The organism is Leclercia sp. GHBNCSD, assembly GCF_055805075.1.
Genome location: NZ_JBQVYO010000001.1, coordinates 431470 through 452200 on the forward strand (window position 1 = coordinate 431470; position 20731 = coordinate 452200).

Below are 20731 nucleotides of genomic sequence, written 5' to 3' on the forward strand. Positions count from 1 at the left end.
TATTCTCTCCCTGGAGTGACCCATGGATTTTACCGCCGGACTGATGCCGCTTGAGACGGCACTCACCCAGATGCTCGATCGTATTTCTCCGCTTACAGAGCAGGAAACCTTACCGCTGCTGCGCTGTTTTGGCCGCGTGACCGCCGCCGACATCATCTCTCCCCTGAACGTGCCGGGCTTTGATAACTCAGCGATGGATGGCTACGCCGTGCGTCTGGCGGATCTGGCGGCAGGCACCGCGCTGCTGGTGGCGGGAAAAGCCTTTGCCGGTCAGCCTTTCCAGGGTGAATGGCCTGCCGGAAGCTGCGTGCGCATTATGACCGGCGCGCCGGTGCCGCCAGGCTGCGATGCGGTGGTGATGCAGGAGGAGACCGAGCAGACCGACGATGGCGTGCGTTTTACCGCCAGCGTTAAGCCGGGACAAAATATCCGCCGCAGCGGGGAAGATATTGCCCTCGGCGCGACCGTCTTCCCGGCGGGGACAAAACTGACCGTCGCCGAACTGCCGGTGCTGGCCTCGCTGGGCATTGCAGAGATCGCCGTGGTGCGCCAGGTGCGCGTGGCGCTCTTCTCCACCGGCGATGAGCTTCAGCTGCCGGGCCAGCCGCTGGCCGAAGGGCAGATCTACGACACCAACCGGCTGGCGGTGCACCTGATGCTGGAGCAGCTCGGCTGTGAGGTGATCAACCTCGGCATTATTCCTGACGATCCGCAAAAACTGCGGGAGGCCTTTATCGAAGCCGATCGCGTGGCCGACGTGGTCCTGAGCTCCGGTGGCGTCTCGGTGGGCGAAGCGGACTACACCAAAACGATCCTCGATGAACTGGGTGAGATCGGCTTCTGGAAACTGGCCATCAAGCCCGGCAAACCTTTCGCCTTCGGCAAACTGCCGGATAGCTGGTTCTGCGGCCTGCCGGGGAACCCGGTCTCTGCGGCGCTCACCTTCTATCAGCTGGTACAACCATTGCTGGCGAAGCTCTCCGGCAACCGGGCGCACAGCCTGCCCGCCCGCCAGCGCGTCCGCGCCGCCACCCGCCTGAAAAAATCGCCGGGCCGTCTCGACTTCCAGCGCGGCATTCTGGCGCGTAACGCCGAGGGCGAGCTGGAGGTGCGCTCCACCGGACATCAGGGCTCGCATATCTTCAGCTCCTTCAGCCAGGGGAACTGCTTTATCGTGCTTGAGCGCGAACGCGGTAACGTGGAAGCGGGTGAGTGGGTGGAAGTCGAGCCGTTTAACGCCCTGTTTGGAGGCTAACCATGACGGTGGAGCTGAGCGACAACGAGATGCTGCGCTACAATCGCCAGATTGTGCTGCGCGGCTTTGATTTCGACGGCCAGGAAGCGTTAAAGGCCGCGAATGTGCTGGTGGTCGGCCTCGGCGGATTAGGCTGCGCCGCGGCGCAGTATCTGGCGGCGGCCGGTGTCGGGCGCATGACGCTGCTCGATTTCGACACCGTGTCGCTCTCCAACCTGCAACGCCAGACCCTGCACAGCGATGCGACCCTGGGTGAGCCGAAAGTGGTCTCGGCCCAGGCATCGCTTTCGCGCATCAACCCCAACGTGCAGTTTACGCTGCTCAACGCCCTGCTCGACGACGCCGCGCTCTCTGACCAGATAGCCCAACACGATCTGGTGCTCGACTGCACCGACAACGTCACCATTCGCAATCAGCTCAATGCGGGCTGTTTCGCTCATAAGACACCGCTGGTTTCCGGGGCAGCGATCCGTATGGAAGGACAGGTGAGCGTCTTTACGTACGCGGAGGGCGAGCCCTGCTACCGCTGCCTGAGCCGTCTGTTTGGCGAAAACGCCCTGACCTGCGTTGAGGCGGGGGTGATGGCGCCGCTGGTGGGGGTGATCGGGTCGATGCAGGCGATGGAGGCGATTAAGGTGCTGGCCTGTTACGGCACGCCCGCGGCGGGGAAAATCGTGATGTACGATGCGATGACCTGCCAGTTCCGCGAGATGAAGCTGATGCGCAATCCGGGATGTGAGGTGTGCGGGGGGTAAAAACATGCCGGGTGGCGGCTTCGCCTTACCCAGCCTACAAAAACCTCGAACCGTAGGCCGGGCAAGCGTTAGCGCCGCCCGGCAATAAGGTCAGATCGATGTCCGTCCAAAGGCGTTCTGCCAGTCCTGCTCAAATTTTGCAATCGCCGCGTCCACCGCCGGAGAGGTAATCAGTTGCTGGGCCACATCCAGCGGCAGGGTGATGGATTCACAGCCCGCCAGCAGGCAATCCAGCGCCTGACGCGGGGTTTTGAAGCTCGCGGCCAGCACTTTGGCGTGCGGCGCATGGAGCGTCAGCAGCTGTTGCAGCTCCGCCACCGTCTGAATGCCATCCCCGCCCTGCGCATCCACGCGGTTGACATAGGGCGCGACATACTCCGCCCCCGCCAGCGCCGCCATCAGCCCCTGCGCCGCGCTGTAGACCGCCGTACCGAGCGTCGGCACACCCTGCGCTTTCAGCATCTTAATGGCCGCCAGCCCTTCCGCCGTGACCGGCACTTTGACCACCAGATCCGCGACGATACCGCGCAGCTTCAGCGCATCTTCCACCATCCCTTCCGCGCTGGTCGCCATCACCTGGGCAAACAGACGGCCCTGGCCGCCCATCGCCTCCTGCAGCTGCGGCAGCAGGACTTCCAGCGGCGTTTTGCCCGCGGCAACAATGCTTGGGTTGGTGGTGACGCCTGCCAGCGGAAAGATGCGGGCCAGTTTTTTAACAGTAATGACGTCGGATGTGTCGAGATACAGTTCCATGATGGGGTCCTCAAAAATGACTATGCCGTAACCCTATCACGGCAAAACCTGCCTCAGAGTTGATTTGCGTCAAGATAACTTTCATTCGAAAGTAATTTAATCTTCATACGCAACAAGAGGCGACATTATGATCTTCAACATTCAGCGTTATTCGACACACGACGGCCCGGGGATTCGTACCGTGGTCTTTATGAAAGGCTGCTCCCTGTGCTGCCGCTGGTGTCAGAACCCTGAAAGCCGCGAACGCTCGCGGGATCTGCTGTTCGACGCTCGCCTGTGCCTGGAGGGGTGTAACCTCTGCCAGCAGGCGGCGCCCGCGGTCATCCACCGCACGCTGAATGGCCTGGTGATCCACCGCGAAAAACTCGACGATACCCATCTGGATGCCCTCACCCACTGCTGCCCGACTCAGGCCCTGACCGTCTGCGGTGAAGAGAAGCAGGTGGAAGAGATCATGAGCACCGTCCTGCGGGATAAGCCGTTTTACGATCGCAGCGGCGGCGGCGTCACCCTCTCCGGGGGCGAACCTTTTATGAACCCGACGCTGGCCCGCGCCCTCTTCCAGGCCAGCCACGACGCGGGCATTCATACCGCCGTGGAAACCTGTCTGCACGTGCCGTGGCACTATATCGAACCGTCGTTACCGTACATCGATCTGTTTCTCGCCGACCTGAAACATGTCGACGGCGCGGTCTTTAAGCAGTGGACCGACGGCTCGGCGAAACGGGTGCTGGATAACCTCAGGCGCCTCGCCGCCGCCGGGAAAACGCTCACCATTCGCGTGCCGCTGATCCAGGGCTTTAACGCCGATGAAGCGTCGATTACCGCGATTACCAATTTTGCCGCGGATGAACTGAACGTCCGTGACATCCATTTTTTACCGTATCACACGCTGGGCATGAACAAATACACCCTGCTCGGCCAACCCTACTCTGCCCCTAATAAACCACTCGATAATCCTGCATTACTGGACTTTGCCCGGCAGTACGCCGCCCAGAAAGGGTTAACCGCGACCTTACGAGGATAATGTTATGACACAGCTGAATCTTACTACCCTGAGCGATCGCATTAAGGCGCATAAAACTGCCCTGGTCCATATTGTAAAGCCGCCGGTCTGTACCGAACGTGCGCAGCACTATACCGAGATGTACCAGCAGCATATGGATAAGCCGATCCCGGTCCGCCGCGCGCTGGCCCTGGCGCATCACCTGGCGCAGCGCACCATCTGGATCAAACATGACGAACTGATTATGGGTAACCAGGCAAGCGAAGTGCGCGCTGCGCCGATCTTCCCGGAATACACCGTCTCGTGGATTGAAAAAGAGATCGACGATCTCGCCGACCGTCCGGGCGCGGGCTTTGCGGTAAGCGAAGAGAACAAACGCGTTCTGCATGAACTCTGCCCGTGGTGGCGTGGCCAGACGGTGCAGGATCGCTGCTACGGTATGTTCACCGATGAGCAAAAAGGCCTGCTGGAAACCGGGATTATTAAAGCCGAAGGCAACATGACCTCCGGCGACGCCCACCTGGCGGTGAACTTCCCACTGCTGCTGGAAAAGGGGCTCGACGGCCTGCGCCACAAGGTGGCCGAGCGCCGCTCCCGCATCAACCTGACGGTACTGGATGATCTGCACGGTGAACAGTTCCTGAAAGCGATCGATATCGTGCTGGAAGCGGTAAGTATGCATATCGAACGCTTTGCCGACCTGGCGCGTGAGATGGCCGCCAGCGAAACCCGCGAACGCCGCCGCGACGAACTGCTGGCCATGGCGGAAAACTGCGATGTGATCGCCCACGAACCGCCAAAAACCTTCTGGCAGGCGTTGCAGCTGTGCTACTTCATCCAGCTGATCCTGCAGATTGAGTCCAACGGCCATTCGGTCTCCTTTGCCCGGATGGACCAGTATCTCTACCCGTACTACCGCCGCGACGTGGAGCTGAACCAGTCTCTGGATCGTGAGCACGCCATTGAGCTGCTGCACAGCTGCTGGCTGAAGCTGCTGGAGGTGAACAAGATCCGCTCCGGCTCCCACTCCAAAGCCTCTGCCGGTAGCCCGCTGTATCAGAACGTTACCATCGGCGGACAGAAACTGGTGAACGGTATGGCGATGGATGCGGTGAACCCGCTCTCTTACGCGATTCTGGAATCCTGCGGTCGTCTGCGCTCCACCCAGCCGAACCTGAGCGTGCGCTACCATGCAGGCATGAGCAACGACTTCCTCGACGCCTGCGTGCAGGTGATCCGCTGTGGCTTCGGGATGCCAGCCTTCAACAATGATGAGATTGTGATCCCGGAATTTATCAAGCTCGGGGTAGAGAAAGAGGACGCCTACGACTATGCGGCCATCGGCTGTATCGAAACCGCCGTGGGCGGCAAGTGGGGCTATCGCTGCACCGGCATGAGCTTCATTAACTTCGCCCGCGTGATGCTGGCGGCGATGGAGGGTGGCCGCGACGCCACCAGCGGTAAAGTATTCCTGCCGCAGGAAAAAGCGCTCTCGGCGGGCAACTTCAACAACTTTGACGAAGTGATGGCCGCCTGGGATAGCCAGATCCGCTATTACACCCGCAAGTCCATCGAAATCGAATATGTGGTGGACACCATGCTGGAAGAGAACGTCCACGACATTCTCTGCTCGGCGCTGGTGGATGATTGCATTGAGCGCGCGAAGAGCATAAAGCAGGGCGGCGCGAAGTACGACTGGGTATCCGGCCTGCAGGTGGGCATCGCCAACCTTGGCAACAGCCTGGCGGCGGTGAAGAAGCTGGTCTTTGAAGAGGGGGCGATTGGTCAGCAGCAGCTGGCGGCGGCCCTTGCGGATGATTACGAGGGGCTGACCCACGAGCAGCTGCGCCAGCGTCTGATCAACGGCGCGCCGAAGTACGGCAACGACGACGACAGCGTGGATCTGCTGCTGACCCGTGCCTACCAGACCTACATCGAAGAGCTGAAGCAGTACCATAACCCGCGCTACGGTCGCGGTCCAATTGGCGGCAACTACTATGCCGGCACCTCGTCCATCTCCGCCAACGTGCCGTTTGGCGCGGCAACCATGGCGACCCCGGACGGGCGTAAAGCGCATACTCCGCTGGCGGAAGGGGCCAGCCCGGCCTCCGGTACGGACCACCTGGGCCCAACCGCGGTTATCGGCTCCGTGGGCAAACTGCCGACCGAGGCGATTCTGGGTGGCGTGCTGCTGAACCAGAAGCTCAACCCGGCGACGCTGGATAACGACAGCGACCGCCAGAAGCTGATGGTGCTGCTGCGCACCTTCTTCGAGGTGCATAAAGGCTGGCATATCCAGTACAACATCGTGTCGCGCGAAACGCTGCTGGAAGCGAAGAAACACCCGGATCAGTATCGTGATCTGGTGGTGCGCGTGGCGGGTTACTCGGCATTCTTCACCGCCCTGTCACCGGATGCGCAGGACGATATTATTGCGCGTACTGAGCATACGCTGTAACCCCATTGCCCGGTGGCGCTACGCTTACCGGGCCTACAATTCCCCCCGTAGGCCGGGTAAGCGTCAGCGCCACCCGGCTTTTCACTTTCATTCGAAATTAAATTTGTGGTTTTGGTCACATTGTTATTAGAATGTTGCTGGTCGCAGTTATATCCAGGAGCGCAATGTATGACCGTTAAAGTTATCGTCACCGATATGGACGGAACTTTTCTTGATGACGCCAAGCAGTACGATCGTGACCGCTTTCAGGCGCAGTTCCAGCAACTTCAGGCCCGCAATATCGAGTTCGTTGTCGCCAGCGGCAACCAGTATTACCAGCTCATCTCCTTCTTCCCGGAGCTGAAATCGCAGATCTCCTTCGTGGCGGAGAACGGCGCGCTGGTGTTCGATCACGGCGAGCAGATCTTCCACGGCGAACTGACCAAACATGAGTCGCAGATTGTCATTGGCGAACTGCTGAAAGATAGCGCCCTGAATTTTGTCGCCTGCGGTCTGGAGAGTGCTTACGTCAGCGACAAGGCACCCGATGCCTTCGTCGACCTGATGTCAAAACACTATCACCGCTTACAGCGCATCAGCGACTATCGCGACATCGACGACGTACTGTTCAAGTTCTCGTTGAACCTGCCGGACAGCGATATCCCGAACCTGATTGACGCCCTGCATGTCTCCCTCGACGGCATCATGAAGCCGGTGACCAGCGGGTTTGGCTTTGTCGATCTGATCATTCCCGGCCTGCATAAAGCCAACGGCATCAGCCGCCTGCTGAAACGCTGGCACATCTCCCCGCAGGCGTGCGTCGCCATTGGCGACAGCGGTAATGACGCCGAAATGCTGAAATTTGCCCACTACTCCTTCGCCATGGGTAACGCGGGCGAAAATATCAAAGCCATCACCCGCTATCAGACCGACGACAACAACCACCAGGGCGCGCTGAACGTGATTCAGGCCGTCCTCGATAACACCCCGCCTTTCAGCAACTGATTTTCCCGCCGGAGCCTCCTCCGGCGAACCTCCCTCTTTTTCTCCGGGTTGTGCACTTCATCAAGTTATTTAACTTGCATTAACTTTTTTTTAACCTAAAGTATCACTTGTAATTACTTTTACTTTCGAATGAAAGATAGCGAGGCTGTTATGACCTTAACGTTTACCAGTGAAACTTTGCCCGCTGATCACAAAGCGGCCATCCGCCAGATGAAACGTGACCTGCGGGCGCAGATTGGCGACGTGCAGGGCGTGTTTGATCGCCTGAGCGATAAAATTGCCAGCCGCGTGGCAGAAATTAATGCCCTGAAAAGCAAAGGCGATCCTGTCTGGCCGGTGATCCCCTTTGCCGACGTGCAGAGCGGTAACATCAGCCCGGCGCAGCGCGAGGCGGTGAAACGCCGGGGCTGTGCGGTAATCAAAGGTCATTTCCCGCGTGAGCAGGCGCTGGCGTGGGATAACGCGATGCTCGACTATCTGGATCTCAACCGTTTTGATGATGTTTATAAAGGTCCGGGGGATAACTTCTTTGGCACCCTCACCGCCTCCCGCCCGGAGATCTACCCGATCTACTGGTCGCACGCCCAGATGGAAGCCCGTCAGAGCGAAGAGATGGCCCAGGTGCAGTCATTCCTGAACCGTTTATGGACTTTTGAGAGCAACGGCAAGCAGTGGTTCAACCCGGACGTCAGCGTGATCTACCCGGACCGCATTCGTCGCCGTCCGCCGGGAACCACCTCGAAGGGTCTGGGGGCGCACACTGACTCCGGCGCGCTGGAGCGCTGGTTGCTTCCGGCCTATCAGCAGGTCTTCGCCCGGGTCTTTGATGGCAATATCGAGCAGTACGATCCGTGGGATGCCGCCCACCGCACCGAAGTGGAAGAGTACACCGTGGACAACACCACCAAATGCTCGGTGTTCCGCACCTTCCAGGGCTGGACGGCGCTCTCAGATATGATCCCGGATCAGGGGCTGCTGCACGTGGTGCCAATCCCGGAAGCGATGGCGTACATTCTGCTGCGTCCGCTGCTGGATGATGTGCCGGAAGATGAACTCTGCGGCGTGGCGCCAGGACGCGTGCTGCCGATCTCCGAGAAGTGGCATCCGCTGTTAATGGAAGCCCTGACCAGCATTCCGGCTCTGGAAGCAGGTGACTCCGTGTGGTGGCACTGCGATGTGATCCACTCGGTGGCCCCGGTTGAGAACCAGCAGGGCTGGGGCAACGTGATGTACATTCCGGCGGCGCCGATGTGCGAGAAAAACCTCGCCTATGCGAAGAAGGTAAAAGCGGCGCTGGAAACCGGCGCCTCGCCGGGCGATTTCCCGCGTGAAGATTATGAAGCGACGTGGCAGTCACGCTTTACCGTTGATGATCTGAACATTCACGGCAAGCGCGCACTCGGCATGGCCTGACCCCTTTATGGCGGCGCGTCCAGTATGGGCGTCGCCGCCCCGCTTAATCTCCCCCCGGTAATTTTGTGACCGCGCTCCGGTTACGTTAAAAATCATTTTTCTTAACGCAAACAACAGGTCATGATGTCTCACCGCATAACGGTTACAAAGTGTGTGCCGCTTTTATCCCGCTTTTTGCACGAAACTGCCTGATTTCCGCTCGCCGCCGGTTCTCCTTTCTTTTAAGTTTTTATACCAATTTTCCGATAGTTATATGACAGGTGAAATGGTGCCATAATTGGTATACCAATTATATAAACGCATTGATATTGTGTTTATAAACAAGAAGTTATGAAAAATGCGGGGGAAAGCGTGTAGACAGGGGGAAAGCAGACCCTCCCCGAACGGGAAGGGTCAGAAACGGGTGATTAGCCGTCGATACCTTTGCTGCGCAGGTAGTCTTCGTAGTTACCGCTGAAGTCCACCACGCGCTCCGGCGTAATTTCAATTACGCGGGTCGCCAGCGAGCTGACGAACTCACGGTCGTGGGAGACGAAGATCAGGGTGCCCTGATACATCTCCAGCGCCATGTTCAGCGATTCGATCGATTCCATATCCAGGTGGTTGGTCGGTTCGTCCATCACCAGAATGTTCGGTTTCTGCATCATCAGCTTGCCGAACAGCATACGGCCCTTCTCACCCCCGGAGAGGACCTTCGCCGGTTTTTTGATATCGTCCTGGCTGAAGAGCAGACGGCCCAGGAAGCTGCGCACCACCTGCTCGTCGTCGCCTTCTGATTTCCACTGGCTCATCCATTCGAATACGGTCAGGTCGTTTTCAAACTCATACTCGTGATCCTGCGCGTAATAGCCGATAGAGGCGTTTTCGGACCACTTCACGGTGCCGCTGTCCGGCTGGAGTTCGCCCACCAGGGTCTTCAGCATGGTGGATTTACCCACGCCGTTGGCGCCGATAATCGCGATCTTCTCACCCACTTCCAGCAGCAGGTTGAAGTTTTTAAACAGCGGCCCCTCTTCAAAGCCCTTGGTGAGGGCTTCCACTTCCAGCGCGTTACGGAACAGTTTCTTATCCTGCTCGAAGCGGATGAACGGGTTCTGACGGCTGGAGGCTTTAACTTCTTCCAGCTTGATTTTGTCAATCTGACGGGCGCGGGAGGTGGCCTGACGGGATTTAGAGGCGTTGGCGCTAAAGCGGCTGACGAAGGATTGCAGGTCGGCAATCTGCGCCTTTTTCTTGGCGTTGTCGGCCAGCAGACGCTCACGCGCCTGGGTCGCGGCGGTCATGTACTCGTCGTAGTTGCCCGGATAAACGCGCAGCTCGCCGTAGTCGAGATCGGCCATGTGGGTGCAGACCATGTTCAGGAAGTGACGGTCGTGCGAGATGATGATCATGGTGCTGTTACGCTCGTTCAGCGTCTGCTCCAGCCAGCGAATGGTATCGATGTCCAGGTTGTTCGTCGGTTCGTCGAGCAGCAGGATATCCGGGTTGGAGAAGAGCGCCTGCGCCAGCAGAACACGCAGCTTCCAGCCTGGCGCGACTTCGCTCATCGGGCCGTAATGCTGTTCAACCGGAATACCGACGCCGAGCAGCAGCTCACCGGCGCGGGCTTCGGCGGAGTAGCCGTCCATTTCGCCGTACTGGGTTTCGAGATCGGCCACTTTATAGCCATCTTCTTCGCTCATTTCGGCAAGGCCGTAGATGCGATCGCGCTCCTGCTTCACTTCCCACAGCTCAACGTGCCCCATGATCACCGTATCAAGCACGGTAAACGCTTCAAAGGCGAACTGATCCTGACGCAGCTTACCGATGCGCTCGTTCGGATCGAGAGAAACGTTGCCCAGGGTCGGCTCTAAATCGCCGCCGAGGATCTTCATGAAGGTGGATTTTCCGCTACCGTTGGCACCAATCAGGCCGTAACGGTTGCCGCCGCCAAACTTGACGGAAATGTTTTCGAACAGCGGCTTACTGCCAAACTGCATAGTGACGTTGCTGGTAACTAACACGGGAGATTCCTGCGAGAAGTGTGATAAACCCGGCATTATGCCACAATTCCGAAATGAGATCCCGCTTAACAACGTAGCGCTACACTTAACAGAATTGAAAAAAGTGTGATTTAGTACACATCCGAATTCCATGCGGGTGGGAATGCACATATAATGCGCTCCCTAAACCGTTCTGACTTTTAAACAACCTGCCAACGTGGCACAGATACCTCGCACAACATGAATATGAAATTAACTTCGCTTTTTGCGGCGGCGTTTGCCGTAGTAGGGTTTTGCAAGACCGCTTCTGCTGTCACCTATCCACTGCCAACCGACGGTAGCCGTCTGGTCGGTCAGAACCAGGTTGTGACCATTGAAGAAGGCAACAGCCAGCCGCTGGAATATTTCGCAGCAGAATATCAACTTGGCCTCTCCAACATGATGGAAGCTAACCCGGGCGTCGATCCGTACCTGCCGAAAGGCGGCACCGTGCTGAACATTCCTCAGCAGCTGATCCTGCCGGATACCGTGCATGAAGGTATCATCATCAACAGCGCCGAAATGCGTCTGTACTACTACCCGAAAGGCACCAACACCGTAATCGTGCTGCCAATCGGTATCGGCCAGCTGGGTAAAGATACCCCGATGAACTGGACCACCAAAGTTGAGCGTAAGAAAGCGGGCCCAACCTGGACCCCAACCGCGAAAATGCACGCGGAATACATTGCCGCGGGCGAGCCGCTGCCAGCCGTTGTGCCTGCGGGCCCGGATAACCCAATGGGTCTGTACGCGCTCTATATTGGCCGTCTGTATGCGATTCACGGCACCAATGCCAACTTCGGTATCGGCCTGCGCGTGAGCCACGGTTGTGTGCGTCTGCGTAACGACGACATCAAATTCCTGTTCGAAAACGTACCGGTGGGTACTCGCGTACAGTTCATCAACGAGCCGGTAAAAGCGACCACCGAGCCAGATGGCAGCCGTTACCTCGAAGTGCATAACCCGCTCTCTACCAGCGAAGAGCAGATCGACAATAACGTGACTGTGCCAATTACCCTGACCAGCAATGTGCAGGCGGTGACCGGCCAGCAGGATGTGGATGCGACGATTGTGGATCAGGCGATTCAGAATCGTTCGGGGATGCCGGTTCGGTTGAACTGATGGCAATAGGAACAATTCTGCTGAAACAGTGGAATTGTTCCGTTCACTAAAGCATCTCTGCATTATGTTCACCCCGCTGCGGTGAACGTGTTAAGGGGGCTATCGCCGCCCCCTTAACAATCCCGGCTCCCGGCAAAGAAAATCGCCGCTTCGCGGATTGTTCGCCCCATCCCTGGGGCTCACCCCTTCGGGGCCAGCGCAAGCGCTGTCCAAAATTGCTCCCGGCAATTTTGTCTTCAGCTTATTCCTTCCGGCTTTCGGGTCGGGCGTGATCCTACATCCATGTAGGTCACGCCCTCTCGGCGCATCCATGCGCCTCGCCCCGGCCTACAGGAAACGCTTCGGCGATTTTCAGCCGGACCTACGCTCCCTCCGCCTTCAGAATTTTTTGAATAAATTATTTAAATCCTTATTTCATTGCCTGAATGTGGCACGGGGGTTGAGTTCCCGCTGAAATCGGCGAACCGGAGACCGGATGACAAGGGCTGGACGCCAGGGATGGCGGCCAGAGGCGAATCGAGACAGACAAAATTGCTGGGAGCAATTTTGAACAACGCTTGCGTTGGCCCCGAAGGGGCGAGTCCCAGGGACGGGACGAGTAATCACGAGTTGAGCCGACCGCAGGCAGCAGGTCGGGAGGTGAGCGCAGTGCGAAGCACCGATTTCTTGCGGGGCCGCGGGGATTGAAAAGGGGGCCGCGGTGGCCCCCTTTTCCCGTTCACGTGTGATGGAACGTCATATTCTATCCGTCATAAAGTGAACGGAACTTGCCTCTGAAAGGCGAATATGCAATTTCTTTCCAAAGCGCTAAATCATCCCCTCGGCGCATCCCCAAACACAGCATAATCCGGCAGCTGCACCTCCTGATACGGCTCCCATCCCCCGCCAAGCGCTTTATAAAGCGCCACCAGATCCAGCGCGCTCTGTACCCGGGCCTGATCCCGCTGCTGCTGCGCCTGGGCCAGCTGGCGCTGGGCATCAAGCACGTCGATAAAGGTGGCGATCCCCTGACGATAGCTGCTGCTCGCCAGATCGAAAGCGTTTTGCAGCGCATCGATGGTTTTGCTTAATCCCGCCTCCCGCTTCTGGTCGGTGCGGTAGCTGACCAGCGCATTTTCCACATCCCCCAGCGCGGTAAGCACCGTCTGACGATAGTCCAGCACGGCGGCGCCCTGCTGGGCACGGGCGACCTTCACGCTGGAGACCAGCCGTCCGCCCTGGAAGATAGGAATAGAGACCTGCGGCCCGACGCTGTAGAAGTGGCTGCTCCAGTCGGTGAGCCAGCTGGCCTCGCTGTTACGCAGCCCAAACTGGCCGCTGAGGGAGACGCTGGGGAAGAGCTGCGCCACCGACACGCCGATCTGCGCGGTGGCCGCATGCAGATTCGCCTCGGCCTCACGCACGTCCGGACGTCGCCGCGCCAGCGTGGACGGGATCCCGGTGGGGACAATTTCCGGCAACGCGGGCAGCGGTTTGCTGGCCTGCAATTCGCCGTCCAGCGCCCCCGGCGGTTTGCCCAGCAGGATCGCCAGGCCGTTCATCGCCTGCCGCGCCTGGGCTTCATACTGCGGAAGCTGCGCCTCCAGATTGCCGAGCTGGGCGCGGGCGTTCTCCACGTCCATCTGCGGCGACAGGCCGCCGCGCTGGCGGCTGCTGGTCAGATCCAGAGTCTGCTGCGCGCTCTCGATCTGGGTGTTGAGCGTCGCGATGCTGCTCTGGGCACCGCGCAGCTGGAGCCAGGCGCGGGCGACTTCCGCCTCCAGCGACACCAGCGCATCGTTGCGCTGCTCGATAGCCGCCTGCTGCTGAGCGTTGGCGGCTTCAACCTGGCGGCGCACCTTGCCCCACAGATCCAGCTCCCACTGGGCGTCAAAGCTGCCCTGATAGAGGTTAATCGGCTGGGTCAGCGGCCCCAGCGCCCCGCGCAATTCAGGGTCGACATCATCAAGCTGGTCGTACACGCCGTGGGATTTCAGCTCCCCCTCCAGCCCCAGCTGCTGCCGGGTAGCCTGCAGGTTGCCGTTCACCGCCGGGAAGAAGGCGCCGCCCGCCTGGTTGATCTGTTCCCGCGCCCCGGCGATGCGCAGCACGGTTTGCTGTAGCGACAGGTTGCCGGCGATGGCGCGCTCAATCAGGCTGTCCAACTGCGGATCGCCGAAGGATTTCCACCAGCGAGGATTGATGGCGCTCGACGCGGTTTGTGATTTCACGCCGCCATCACCCGGATCGTTCCACTGGCTCGGGGTTTGCGGCGCGGGCTGCTGGTAATCAGGCCCTACGGCACAGCCTGCCAGCAGCAGCATTAACATCAGGGGGCTTAAACGTCGAATCATCAGTGTGCTCCTGCACTCCCCTCGCTCTTAACTGGCGAGAGCAACAAACAAAACGGAATCAGTAAGAGGGCCACCGCGCTCAGAATGGTGAAGACGTCCACGTAGGCCAGGAAACGCGACTGCTCAATCATCGCCTGGTACATGCGCCCGGTGGCGATGCCGGTGGGGTCGCCCACCTGGGTGGTAAAGTTCTGGATCGCCTGGGCCATCTCGCGGATCGTCTGCTGGAACGGCTCATCAAACGCCGAGGTATGCGTGGCGAGATGGGCGCTGTGGGCCTGGGAGCGCTCGGTAATGGCTGCCGTCGAGAGCGAAATACCGATTGACCCCGCTACGTTACGGAACATGGTAAAAAGCGCCGCAGCGTCGGCGTTCAGCCGCCGGGGGATCGAGATAAAGGCGATGGTGGTCAGAGGCACAAACAGGAACCCCAGCCCAATCGACTGGGCGCTGCGGAACAGCACCAGGGTCTCGAAGTCGATATCCGGCGTCAGCGTCCGCGACCAGAAGAAGGCCGTCGCCAGGCAGGCAAAGCCGAAGGCGATGATCCAGCGCGTCTGCACAATCGGCATCAGCTTCAGCACCAGCGGGATGGTCAGCACAATGAGGATCGCGCCGGGCGAGAGCACCAGCCCTGACCAGGTGGCGGTATAGCCCAGGTCCTGCTGCGCCAGCTGCGGGATCACCACCGAACTGCCGTAGAGGATCATCGCCATACCGGCCATCAGCAGGCTGGAGACGGCGAAGTTTTTATCCTTCATGCAGTGCAGATCCACCACCGGCTTTTTGGCATACAGCAGCCAGTAGATGGCGCCGATAATGCCGATCAACGTCAGGACGGCGAAGGTACGCGTAAAGTTCGAGTTAAACCAGTCTTCGTCTTCCCCGCGGTCGAGCATCACCTGCAGGCAGCCGAGGCCAAGGGCGATAAGCCCGATGCCGGTCCAGTCGACGGAGAGTTTCTCCTTCGATTTACTCTCCCAGGGCGGATCTTCCAGCAGCTGATAGATCGCCAGAACGGTCACTATCCCCACCGGAATGTTAATAAAGAACACCCAGCGCCAGGAGTAGTTATCGGTGATCCAGCCGCCGAGCGTCGGCCCCAGCACCGGGGCGACAATAATGGCGATGGACGACAGGCCAAAAGCCTTGCCGCGATCTTCCGGCTTAAAGTAGTCGAGCAGCACCGACTGCTGGGTCGGCTGCAGCCCGCCACCGAAGAAGCCCTGCAGAATACGGAACAGGATGATCTGCCAAAGCTCGGTGGCGATCCCGCACAGGAAGGAGCAGATGGTGAACATCACAATGCAGATCAGGAAGAACTGCTTGCGGCCAAAAAGCCGGCTCAGAAACGCCGAGATGGGGAGCACGATGCCGTTCGCCACCAGATAGCTGGTGAGCACCCAGGTGGATTCGTCATAGCTGGCGGAGAGTGAGCCCGCCACGTGGGGCAGCGCCACGTTCACGATGGTGGTATCAAGGATCTCCATAAACACCGCGAGGGTGACGACGATCGCCACCGCCCACGGGTTGCTGGCGGGCCGCCAGTTTTCATGGCTGTGGTCGGTCATTCCACGGTTACCTTCGGCTCAACCGACAGGCCCAGCGGCAGCGGCTTATTAGGGTCCAGCCCTTTATCAATGACAATTTTCACCGGCACGCGCTGGACGATCTTCACGAAGTTACCGGTGGCGTTCTCCGACGGGAAGGCGGCAAAGCGCGAGCCGCTCCCCTGCTGGATAGAGTCGACATGCCCTTCCAGCTCCATATCCGGCCAGGCGTCCACGCTCAGCGTAACCTTATTCCCGGGGCGCATCCGCTCCAGCTGGGACTCTTTGAAGTTGGCCACCACCCAGATATCGCTCGAAACCAGAGAAAAGAGCGCGGTGCCCGCCTGCACCAGGGTACCGGTCTGGACGTTGCGCTTCGTGATGTAGCCATCAAAGGGAGCACGCACCTGGGTGTAAGAGAGGTTCAGCTCGGCGGTCTCCAGCTGGGCGCGCGCCTGCTCCACCTGACGTTCCCGGGCTTCGACGTTGGTCTCCTGCTGACGAATTTGCAGTTGCACCTGGGAGGCCACCTCAAGCTGCGCTTTGGCGCTGGCTAGCTGGGCCTGGGCGCTGCGCAGCTGGGCATTGGCCGCGTCGATGCTCTGTTGGGTAGTGGCGCGGGGATCGACGCCGCGCTGACGGCGATACTCCGCCTGGGCATTGGCGAGATCGGCCTGGGCTTTAATCACCTGGGCATTCGCTTCGTCGCGCTGGGCGGGATATTGCACTTTCGAGAGGGCAAGCTGCGCCTGGGCCTGATGCAATTGGGCCTCGGCCAGACCCAACTGGGCTTTAGCCTGATCGCGCTGGGCGAGCGTATCCCGGGGATCGATGGTCACCAGCAGATCGCCTTTTTTCACCCGCTGGTTATCCCGCACCCGCAGTTCGGTGACGTAGCCTGCGGTTTTCGGGGCGATGGTGACGGCGTCGCCTTCGGTGAAGGCATCGTCGGTGGTCTCCTGGTTTCGGGTCATCATCCACCAGACCAGGGCCACGATGACCATCACGATCACCACAATACCCAGAATAATCAGCGGTTTTTTGCCGGGGCGTTTACGTTCAGTCTCTTTATTGTCTTTATTATCTGCGTCGTCAGAGGTGTGGTTTTCTTCGGCCATAGAACAGCATCCATCCTGTTAGTGAGCGGTATCACCATTTATACCGCTCACTAAAGTTAGGACGTTGCTATACATTTGCCAGGAAAAACTGACAAAGAGGGCACTATATGAGAAGGAATAATCCGAAACCGACGAACCCGGCCCAGACCAGCATCGGCAGCGACCAAAGATGGAAGCGCCACCAGATACGACGATCGTTTGCCATCCGCAGGGCGATGAGGTTAGCGAGGGATCCCGGCAGCAGACCAAAGCCCCCAACGTTTACCGCCCAGGCCAGCAACGCCGTCGGCGGCACATAGTTCAGCAGCAGAATGGTAGAGGGCACGTTGCTGATAAACTGCGACAGCCCGATGGCGGTCAACCACAGTCCCGGCTGCGACAGATGGGTGACATTTTGCAGTACGCCCTGCAACGCCGGGACCTGAATCAGCAGGTGCACATCGATAAACATCGCCATAAACACCAGCAGTAGCGTCCAGTCGACGCTTATCAGCACCCGACGCGCCAGCAGCAGGAAGCCCCCCGCTACCAGCAGCACTCCCCATGGCTCCTGCTTCAGATCGAGGGCCACCAGAAAGACCAGATAGAGCGCCAGACAACTCCACGCCAGCCGCGGTTTCGCCTGGGCGACGGCGCTGCCGCTGTGGTAGCGCAGCGGCGTTGCCGGGAAAGCAAACCAGCACAGCAGCGCCAGGGTGAGCATCATCACCAGCGCCAGCGGCGCCATCTGCCAGGTAAAGGCGGCGAACGACAGCCCGGAGCGCCCCCATAGCAGGATGTTTTGCGGATTACCAATCGGGGTCAACAGCGACCCGGCGTTAACCGCCAGCGCCTCGAAGATGATCATCCGGTTGACCGGGATTTCGCACAGCTTGCGCAGCGTGAGCGTCAGCGGCACCACGATAAACAGCGCCACATCATTGGTCAGGAAGGTGGAGAGCAGCGCGGCAGAGAAGACCATAAACAGCGCCAGGCGCCGCTCGGTAGCGAAACGGCGCACCATCTTGCGCCCGAGTACGTCAAAAAAGCCGCTCTGCTCGACCCCTTTGGTGAGCATCATCAGTCCGGCGAGGGTAATAATGGTGTGCCAGTCGATGGCGGCAGGCCAGCGCTCAGGTGCGAAGGGCACCAGAAAACTGAGTCCAATCCCGACTACCAGCAACAGATGAAAGAAGCGATCGCGGGCCAGCGCCCGCAGGCCTGGAAAGGTCATTCTGCGGCGGATCCGTGTTTCAGCGTAAAGGCCAGGAACTGCTGCAACGTCTCTTCGCTAACGTGGTGTTCCATCCCCTCAGCATCCCGGCGGGCAATCTCAGGGCTTACGCCCAGCACCAACAGGAAGTTTTCGACAATCTGATGGCGCTCGCGGCTCGCCTGCGCCAGCTTTTCCCCTTCCGGAGTGAGAAAGACGCCGCGCCAGGGGATCATTTCGATCAGGCCCACCGTGGCCAGACGCTTGAGCATTTTTGCCACCGTCGGCTGCGAGACGCCGAGACGCGCCGCCATATCCACCTGACGGGCCTCCCCTACTTCGCGGATCAGATCCGAGATCAGCTCGACATAGTCATCAATCAGTTCGCGGCGATGCGCTTCGCGAACCTGGCGAAAGCCTTCGACATGCTCTTCGACATTGACCAGTTGCGTCATTTTTTTTGTTGTTGGTTTACCTGCACGGCGATTCATTGTGCTTCCTCAATCCGGTGACACATCAAGCGTATCAATGCATAAGCGGCCATTGTAAACCATCGCTACACAAGCACAAAAAATTAACGTAATAGCCATAGCTATACAACATAGCCTGTGCTATATCTGTATGTAATGCAGTCACCCTTCAGGGATCGAAGGGATCAACCCGCAGGAGGTCACATGAACGAATTCAAGAGGTGTATGCGCGTGTTTAGCCACTCTCCCTTTAAGGTACGCTTAATGCTGCTGAATATGATTTGCGACATCATCAACGGCAAGCCAGAGCAGAACAAACCTTCCCACTAAGCGGCGTCGCGGTACGCCGCTTCATTTTTTTGTCATTTATCATCGCTATACTCCCTCGCGGACGGCTATTCCCCGATCTTTTTTACGGAAATGCAGCCCTCTTCGCAAAACACCCCTTTTATATCTGTTGACGTTATACCTTACTGGCTCTATCTTCTTGCAGCCCTGCACTTTTTGCGGCTCGCAGATGCGGACCTCAATCCCCCTTCTACGCATTCTCAGGCAGGTTTTGACCCTTGGCGCCAGGGTGAGCACATGGCGTTTTCGCGATAGTGACCTATGAATTTAACCCTGAAAGAGACGCTCATTACCCGCAGCCGGGCCTTAAGCCCGTGGACGGGATTCTATTTTTTACAGTCGCTGCTGATTAACTTTGCCCTGGGCTACGAATTCAGCCTGCTGTATGCCGTTGCCTTCACCTGTATCCTGCATCTGTTATGGCTCGGCGCGCCGCGACTGCAGAAAGGGGTGGTTGGGATCTGCTCGCTGGTGGCGGCCATGTATTTCCCGTTTGGTCAGGCCTACGGCGCGCCAAACTTTAATACCCTGCTGGCGATGCACTCCACCAACATGGAAGAGTCGACGGAGATCCTCACCATCTTCCCGTGGTACAGCTATATTGTCGCCCTGTTTATCTTTGCGCTCGGCGTGATTGCCGTGCGCCGTAAGCCCCAGCCCAGAAACGCGTGGAGCAAAATCGACAGTCTGTGCCTGGTCTTCAGCGTGGTGGCCTTTTTCGTCGCCCCGGTGCAGAACCTGGCCTGGGGCGGCGTCTTCAAGCTGAAAGATACCGGCTATCCGGTGTTTCGCTTCGTCAAAGATGTGGTGGTGAACAACCAGGAAGTGGTTGAAGAGCAGGCCCGGATGGCCGAACTGTCACAGATGAAGGACACCTGGAACGTGCTGGGGGTAAAACCGAAGTATCACATCTATATGGTGGTGATCGGTGAAAGTGCCCGCCGCGATGCGCTGGGGGCGTTTGGCGGCCACTGGAATAACACCCCGTTTGCCAGCAAGGTCAACGGCACCCTGTTTACCGATTACATTGCCGCCAGCGGTTCAACCCAGAAGTCGCTGGGGCTGACGCTTAACCGGGTAGTGGATAACAAGCCACAGTATCAGGATAACTTTGTGACCCTCGCCAACCGCGCGGGCTTCCAGAGCTGGTGGTTCTCCAACCAGGGGCAGATCGGGGAATACGATACCGCCATCGCCAGCATTGCCAAACGGGCTGACGAAGTGCATTTCCTGAAAAGCGGTGATTTCGAGGCGGATAAAAATACCCGGGATGAGGCGTTACTGAAGATGACCGAACAGGTCTTCAGCAGCCATCGCACCCAGCCGCAGCTGATCGTTCTGCACCTGATGGGCTCCCACCCGCAGGCCTGCGATCGCACTCAGGGGAAATATGCCGAGTTCGTGCAGTCGAAAGAGACCTCGTGCTATCTCTACACCATGACCCAGACCGATGACCTGCTCAGCAAGCTCTATGCCCAGCTACAAAACACCGGCGAGAGCTTCTCGATGGTCTATTTCTCCGATCACGGGCTGGCGTTCAAGGAGCGTGGAAAAGAGGTGCAGTATCTGGCGCACGACGACGCTTATCAGCAGAACTTCCAGGTGCCGTTTATGGTGTTGTCGAGCGATGACAAAGCCCATCGCATCATCAAAACGCGCCGCTCGGCGAATGATTTCCTGAGCTTCTTCTCGCAGTGGACGGGGATCACGGCCAAAGAGATCGCGAATAAGTACCGCTTCCTGTCAAACGACAAAGCGCCGCCGGTGTATGTGACCAACTTTAAATTACAGAAAGTGGATTACAACCATCTGGGGACGGATCTCTTTGAGACGAAAAGCCGGTAGGTTGTTAGCCCCCACCTATCGGTCCGCAACCATGGTCTGCTCCCTCTCCCTTGAGGGAGAGGGTTGGGGTGAGGGAGAGCATGCGCCTCGCCCCGGCCTTCCGGAAAC

Annotated in this window: 16 protein-coding genes; 9 read left to right on the plus strand and 7 right to left on the minus strand. The window is 58.7% G+C overall.

The genetic code is table 11. The annotated features are described in order from the left end of the window. The first annotated feature begins 22 nt into the window (after positions 1 to 22). Both moeA and moeB read left to right on the plus strand, forming a co-directional pair. Complete coding sequence (gene moeA / locus ACT3IC_RS02170) at positions 23 to 1255, plus strand: molybdopterin molybdotransferase MoeA (RefSeq protein ID WP_159339247.1); 1233 nt, start codon at positions 23 to 25, stop codon at positions 1253 to 1255. 2 nt (positions 1256 to 1257) lie between these two features. Further along, positions 1258 to 2010 (plus strand): molybdopterin-synthase adenylyltransferase MoeB, encoded by a 753-nt coding sequence (gene moeB, locus ACT3IC_RS02175; protein WP_473476017.1) that lies wholly within the window; start codon positions 1258 to 1260, stop codon positions 2008 to 2010. A 90-nt stretch (positions 2011 to 2100) separates the two neighbouring features. On the opposite strand, the gene fsa is transcribed toward moeB, so the two are convergent. After that, on the minus strand, positions 2101 to 2763 hold the full coding sequence (gene fsa, locus ACT3IC_RS02180; protein WP_103178811.1) for a fructose-6-phosphate aldolase: 663 nt from the start codon (positions 2761 to 2763) through the stop codon (positions 2101 to 2103). Positions 2764 to 2890: 127 nt separating this feature from the next. Here fsa and ACT3IC_RS02185 point away from each other — a divergent pair, with 127 nt between their 5' ends. From ACT3IC_RS02185 to ACT3IC_RS02200, 4 genes are all read left to right on the plus strand, one after another. Then, positions 2891 to 3790: a glycyl-radical enzyme activating protein gene (locus ACT3IC_RS02185; protein WP_103178810.1), complete on the plus strand. Its 900-nt coding sequence runs from the start codon at positions 2891 to 2893 to the stop codon at positions 3788 to 3790. Between the two features lie 4 nt (positions 3791 to 3794). Next, entirely contained in the window at positions 3795 to 6227 is a 2433-nt protein-coding gene (locus ACT3IC_RS02190; protein ID WP_103178809.1) for a formate C-acetyltransferase/glycerol dehydratase family glycyl radical enzyme, read from the plus strand. Positions 6228 to 6395: 168 nt separating this feature from the next. After that, entirely contained in the window at positions 6396 to 7211 is an 816-nt protein-coding gene (locus ACT3IC_RS02195; RefSeq protein ID WP_103178808.1) for a Cof-type HAD-IIB family hydrolase, read from the plus strand. 150 nt (positions 7212 to 7361) lie between these two features. After that, on the plus strand, positions 7362 to 8624 hold the full coding sequence (locus tag ACT3IC_RS02200) for a DUF1479 domain-containing protein (protein WP_103178807.1): 1263 nt from the start codon (positions 7362 to 7364) through the stop codon (positions 8622 to 8624). Between the two features lie 407 nt (positions 8625 to 9031). Here ACT3IC_RS02200 and ACT3IC_RS02205 read toward each other — a convergent pair whose 3' ends face one another. Next, a complete protein-coding gene (locus ACT3IC_RS02205) occupies positions 9032 to 10627 on the minus strand; it encodes an ABC-F family ATPase (protein ID WP_103823489.1) in 1596 nt (531 codons plus the stop codon). Between the two features lie 219 nt (positions 10628 to 10846). Between ACT3IC_RS02205 and ldtB the strand changes: the two genes are divergently transcribed. Then, positions 10847 to 11767 carry a L,D-transpeptidase gene (ldtB, locus tag ACT3IC_RS02210; protein ID WP_103178805.1) on the plus strand — a complete coding sequence of 307 codons (921 nt, stop codon included), beginning with the start codon at positions 10847 to 10849 and terminating at the stop codon, positions 11765 to 11767. Between the two features lie 812 nt (positions 11768 to 12579). Here ldtB and ACT3IC_RS02215 read toward each other — a convergent pair. The 5 genes from ACT3IC_RS02215 to mntR all read right to left on the minus strand — a co-directional run bounded on the left by ACT3IC_RS02215 (position 12580) and on the right by mntR (position 18451). Then, positions 12580 to 14103 (minus strand): efflux transporter outer membrane subunit, encoded by a 1524-nt coding sequence (locus tag ACT3IC_RS02215; protein WP_201304726.1) that lies wholly within the window; start codon positions 14101 to 14103, stop codon positions 12580 to 12582. Then, on the minus strand, positions 14100 to 15671 hold the full coding sequence (locus ACT3IC_RS02220) for a DHA2 family efflux MFS transporter permease subunit (RefSeq protein WP_159339252.1): 1572 nt from the start codon (positions 15669 to 15671) through the stop codon (positions 14100 to 14102). The genes ACT3IC_RS02215 and ACT3IC_RS02220 overlap by 4 nt, the downstream gene beginning before the upstream one ends. Continuing rightward, positions 15668 to 16768 (minus strand): HlyD family secretion protein, encoded by a 1101-nt coding sequence (locus ACT3IC_RS02225; RefSeq protein WP_156654146.1) that lies wholly within the window; start codon positions 16766 to 16768, stop codon positions 15668 to 15670. The genes ACT3IC_RS02220 and ACT3IC_RS02225 overlap by 4 nt, the downstream gene beginning before the upstream one ends. A gap of 103 nt (positions 16769 to 16871) precedes the next feature. Further along, positions 16872 to 17981, minus strand: coding sequence for an anion transporter (locus ACT3IC_RS02230; RefSeq protein ID WP_159339253.1), 1110 nt, complete (start codon positions 17979 to 17981; stop codon positions 16872 to 16874). Beyond that, positions 17978 to 18451 (minus strand): manganese-binding transcriptional regulator MntR, encoded by a 474-nt coding sequence (mntR, locus tag ACT3IC_RS02235; RefSeq protein WP_103178799.1) that lies wholly within the window; start codon positions 18449 to 18451, stop codon positions 17978 to 17980. The genes ACT3IC_RS02230 and mntR overlap by 4 nt, the downstream gene beginning before the upstream one ends. Positions 18452 to 18634: 183 nt before the next feature. On the opposite strand from mntR, the gene mntS reads away from it, so the two are divergent. Then, positions 18635 to 18760: a manganase accumulation protein MntS gene (gene mntS, locus ACT3IC_RS02240; RefSeq protein ID WP_103178798.1), complete on the plus strand. Its 126-nt coding sequence runs from the start codon at positions 18635 to 18637 to the stop codon at positions 18758 to 18760. Between the two features lie 279 nt (positions 18761 to 19039). Beyond that, positions 19040 to 20623 carry a phosphoethanolamine transferase gene (locus ACT3IC_RS02245; protein ID WP_159339254.1) on the plus strand — a complete coding sequence of 528 codons (1584 nt, stop codon included), beginning with the start codon at positions 19040 to 19042 and terminating at the stop codon, positions 20621 to 20623. The last annotated feature ends 108 nt before the right edge of the window (positions 20624 to 20731 follow it).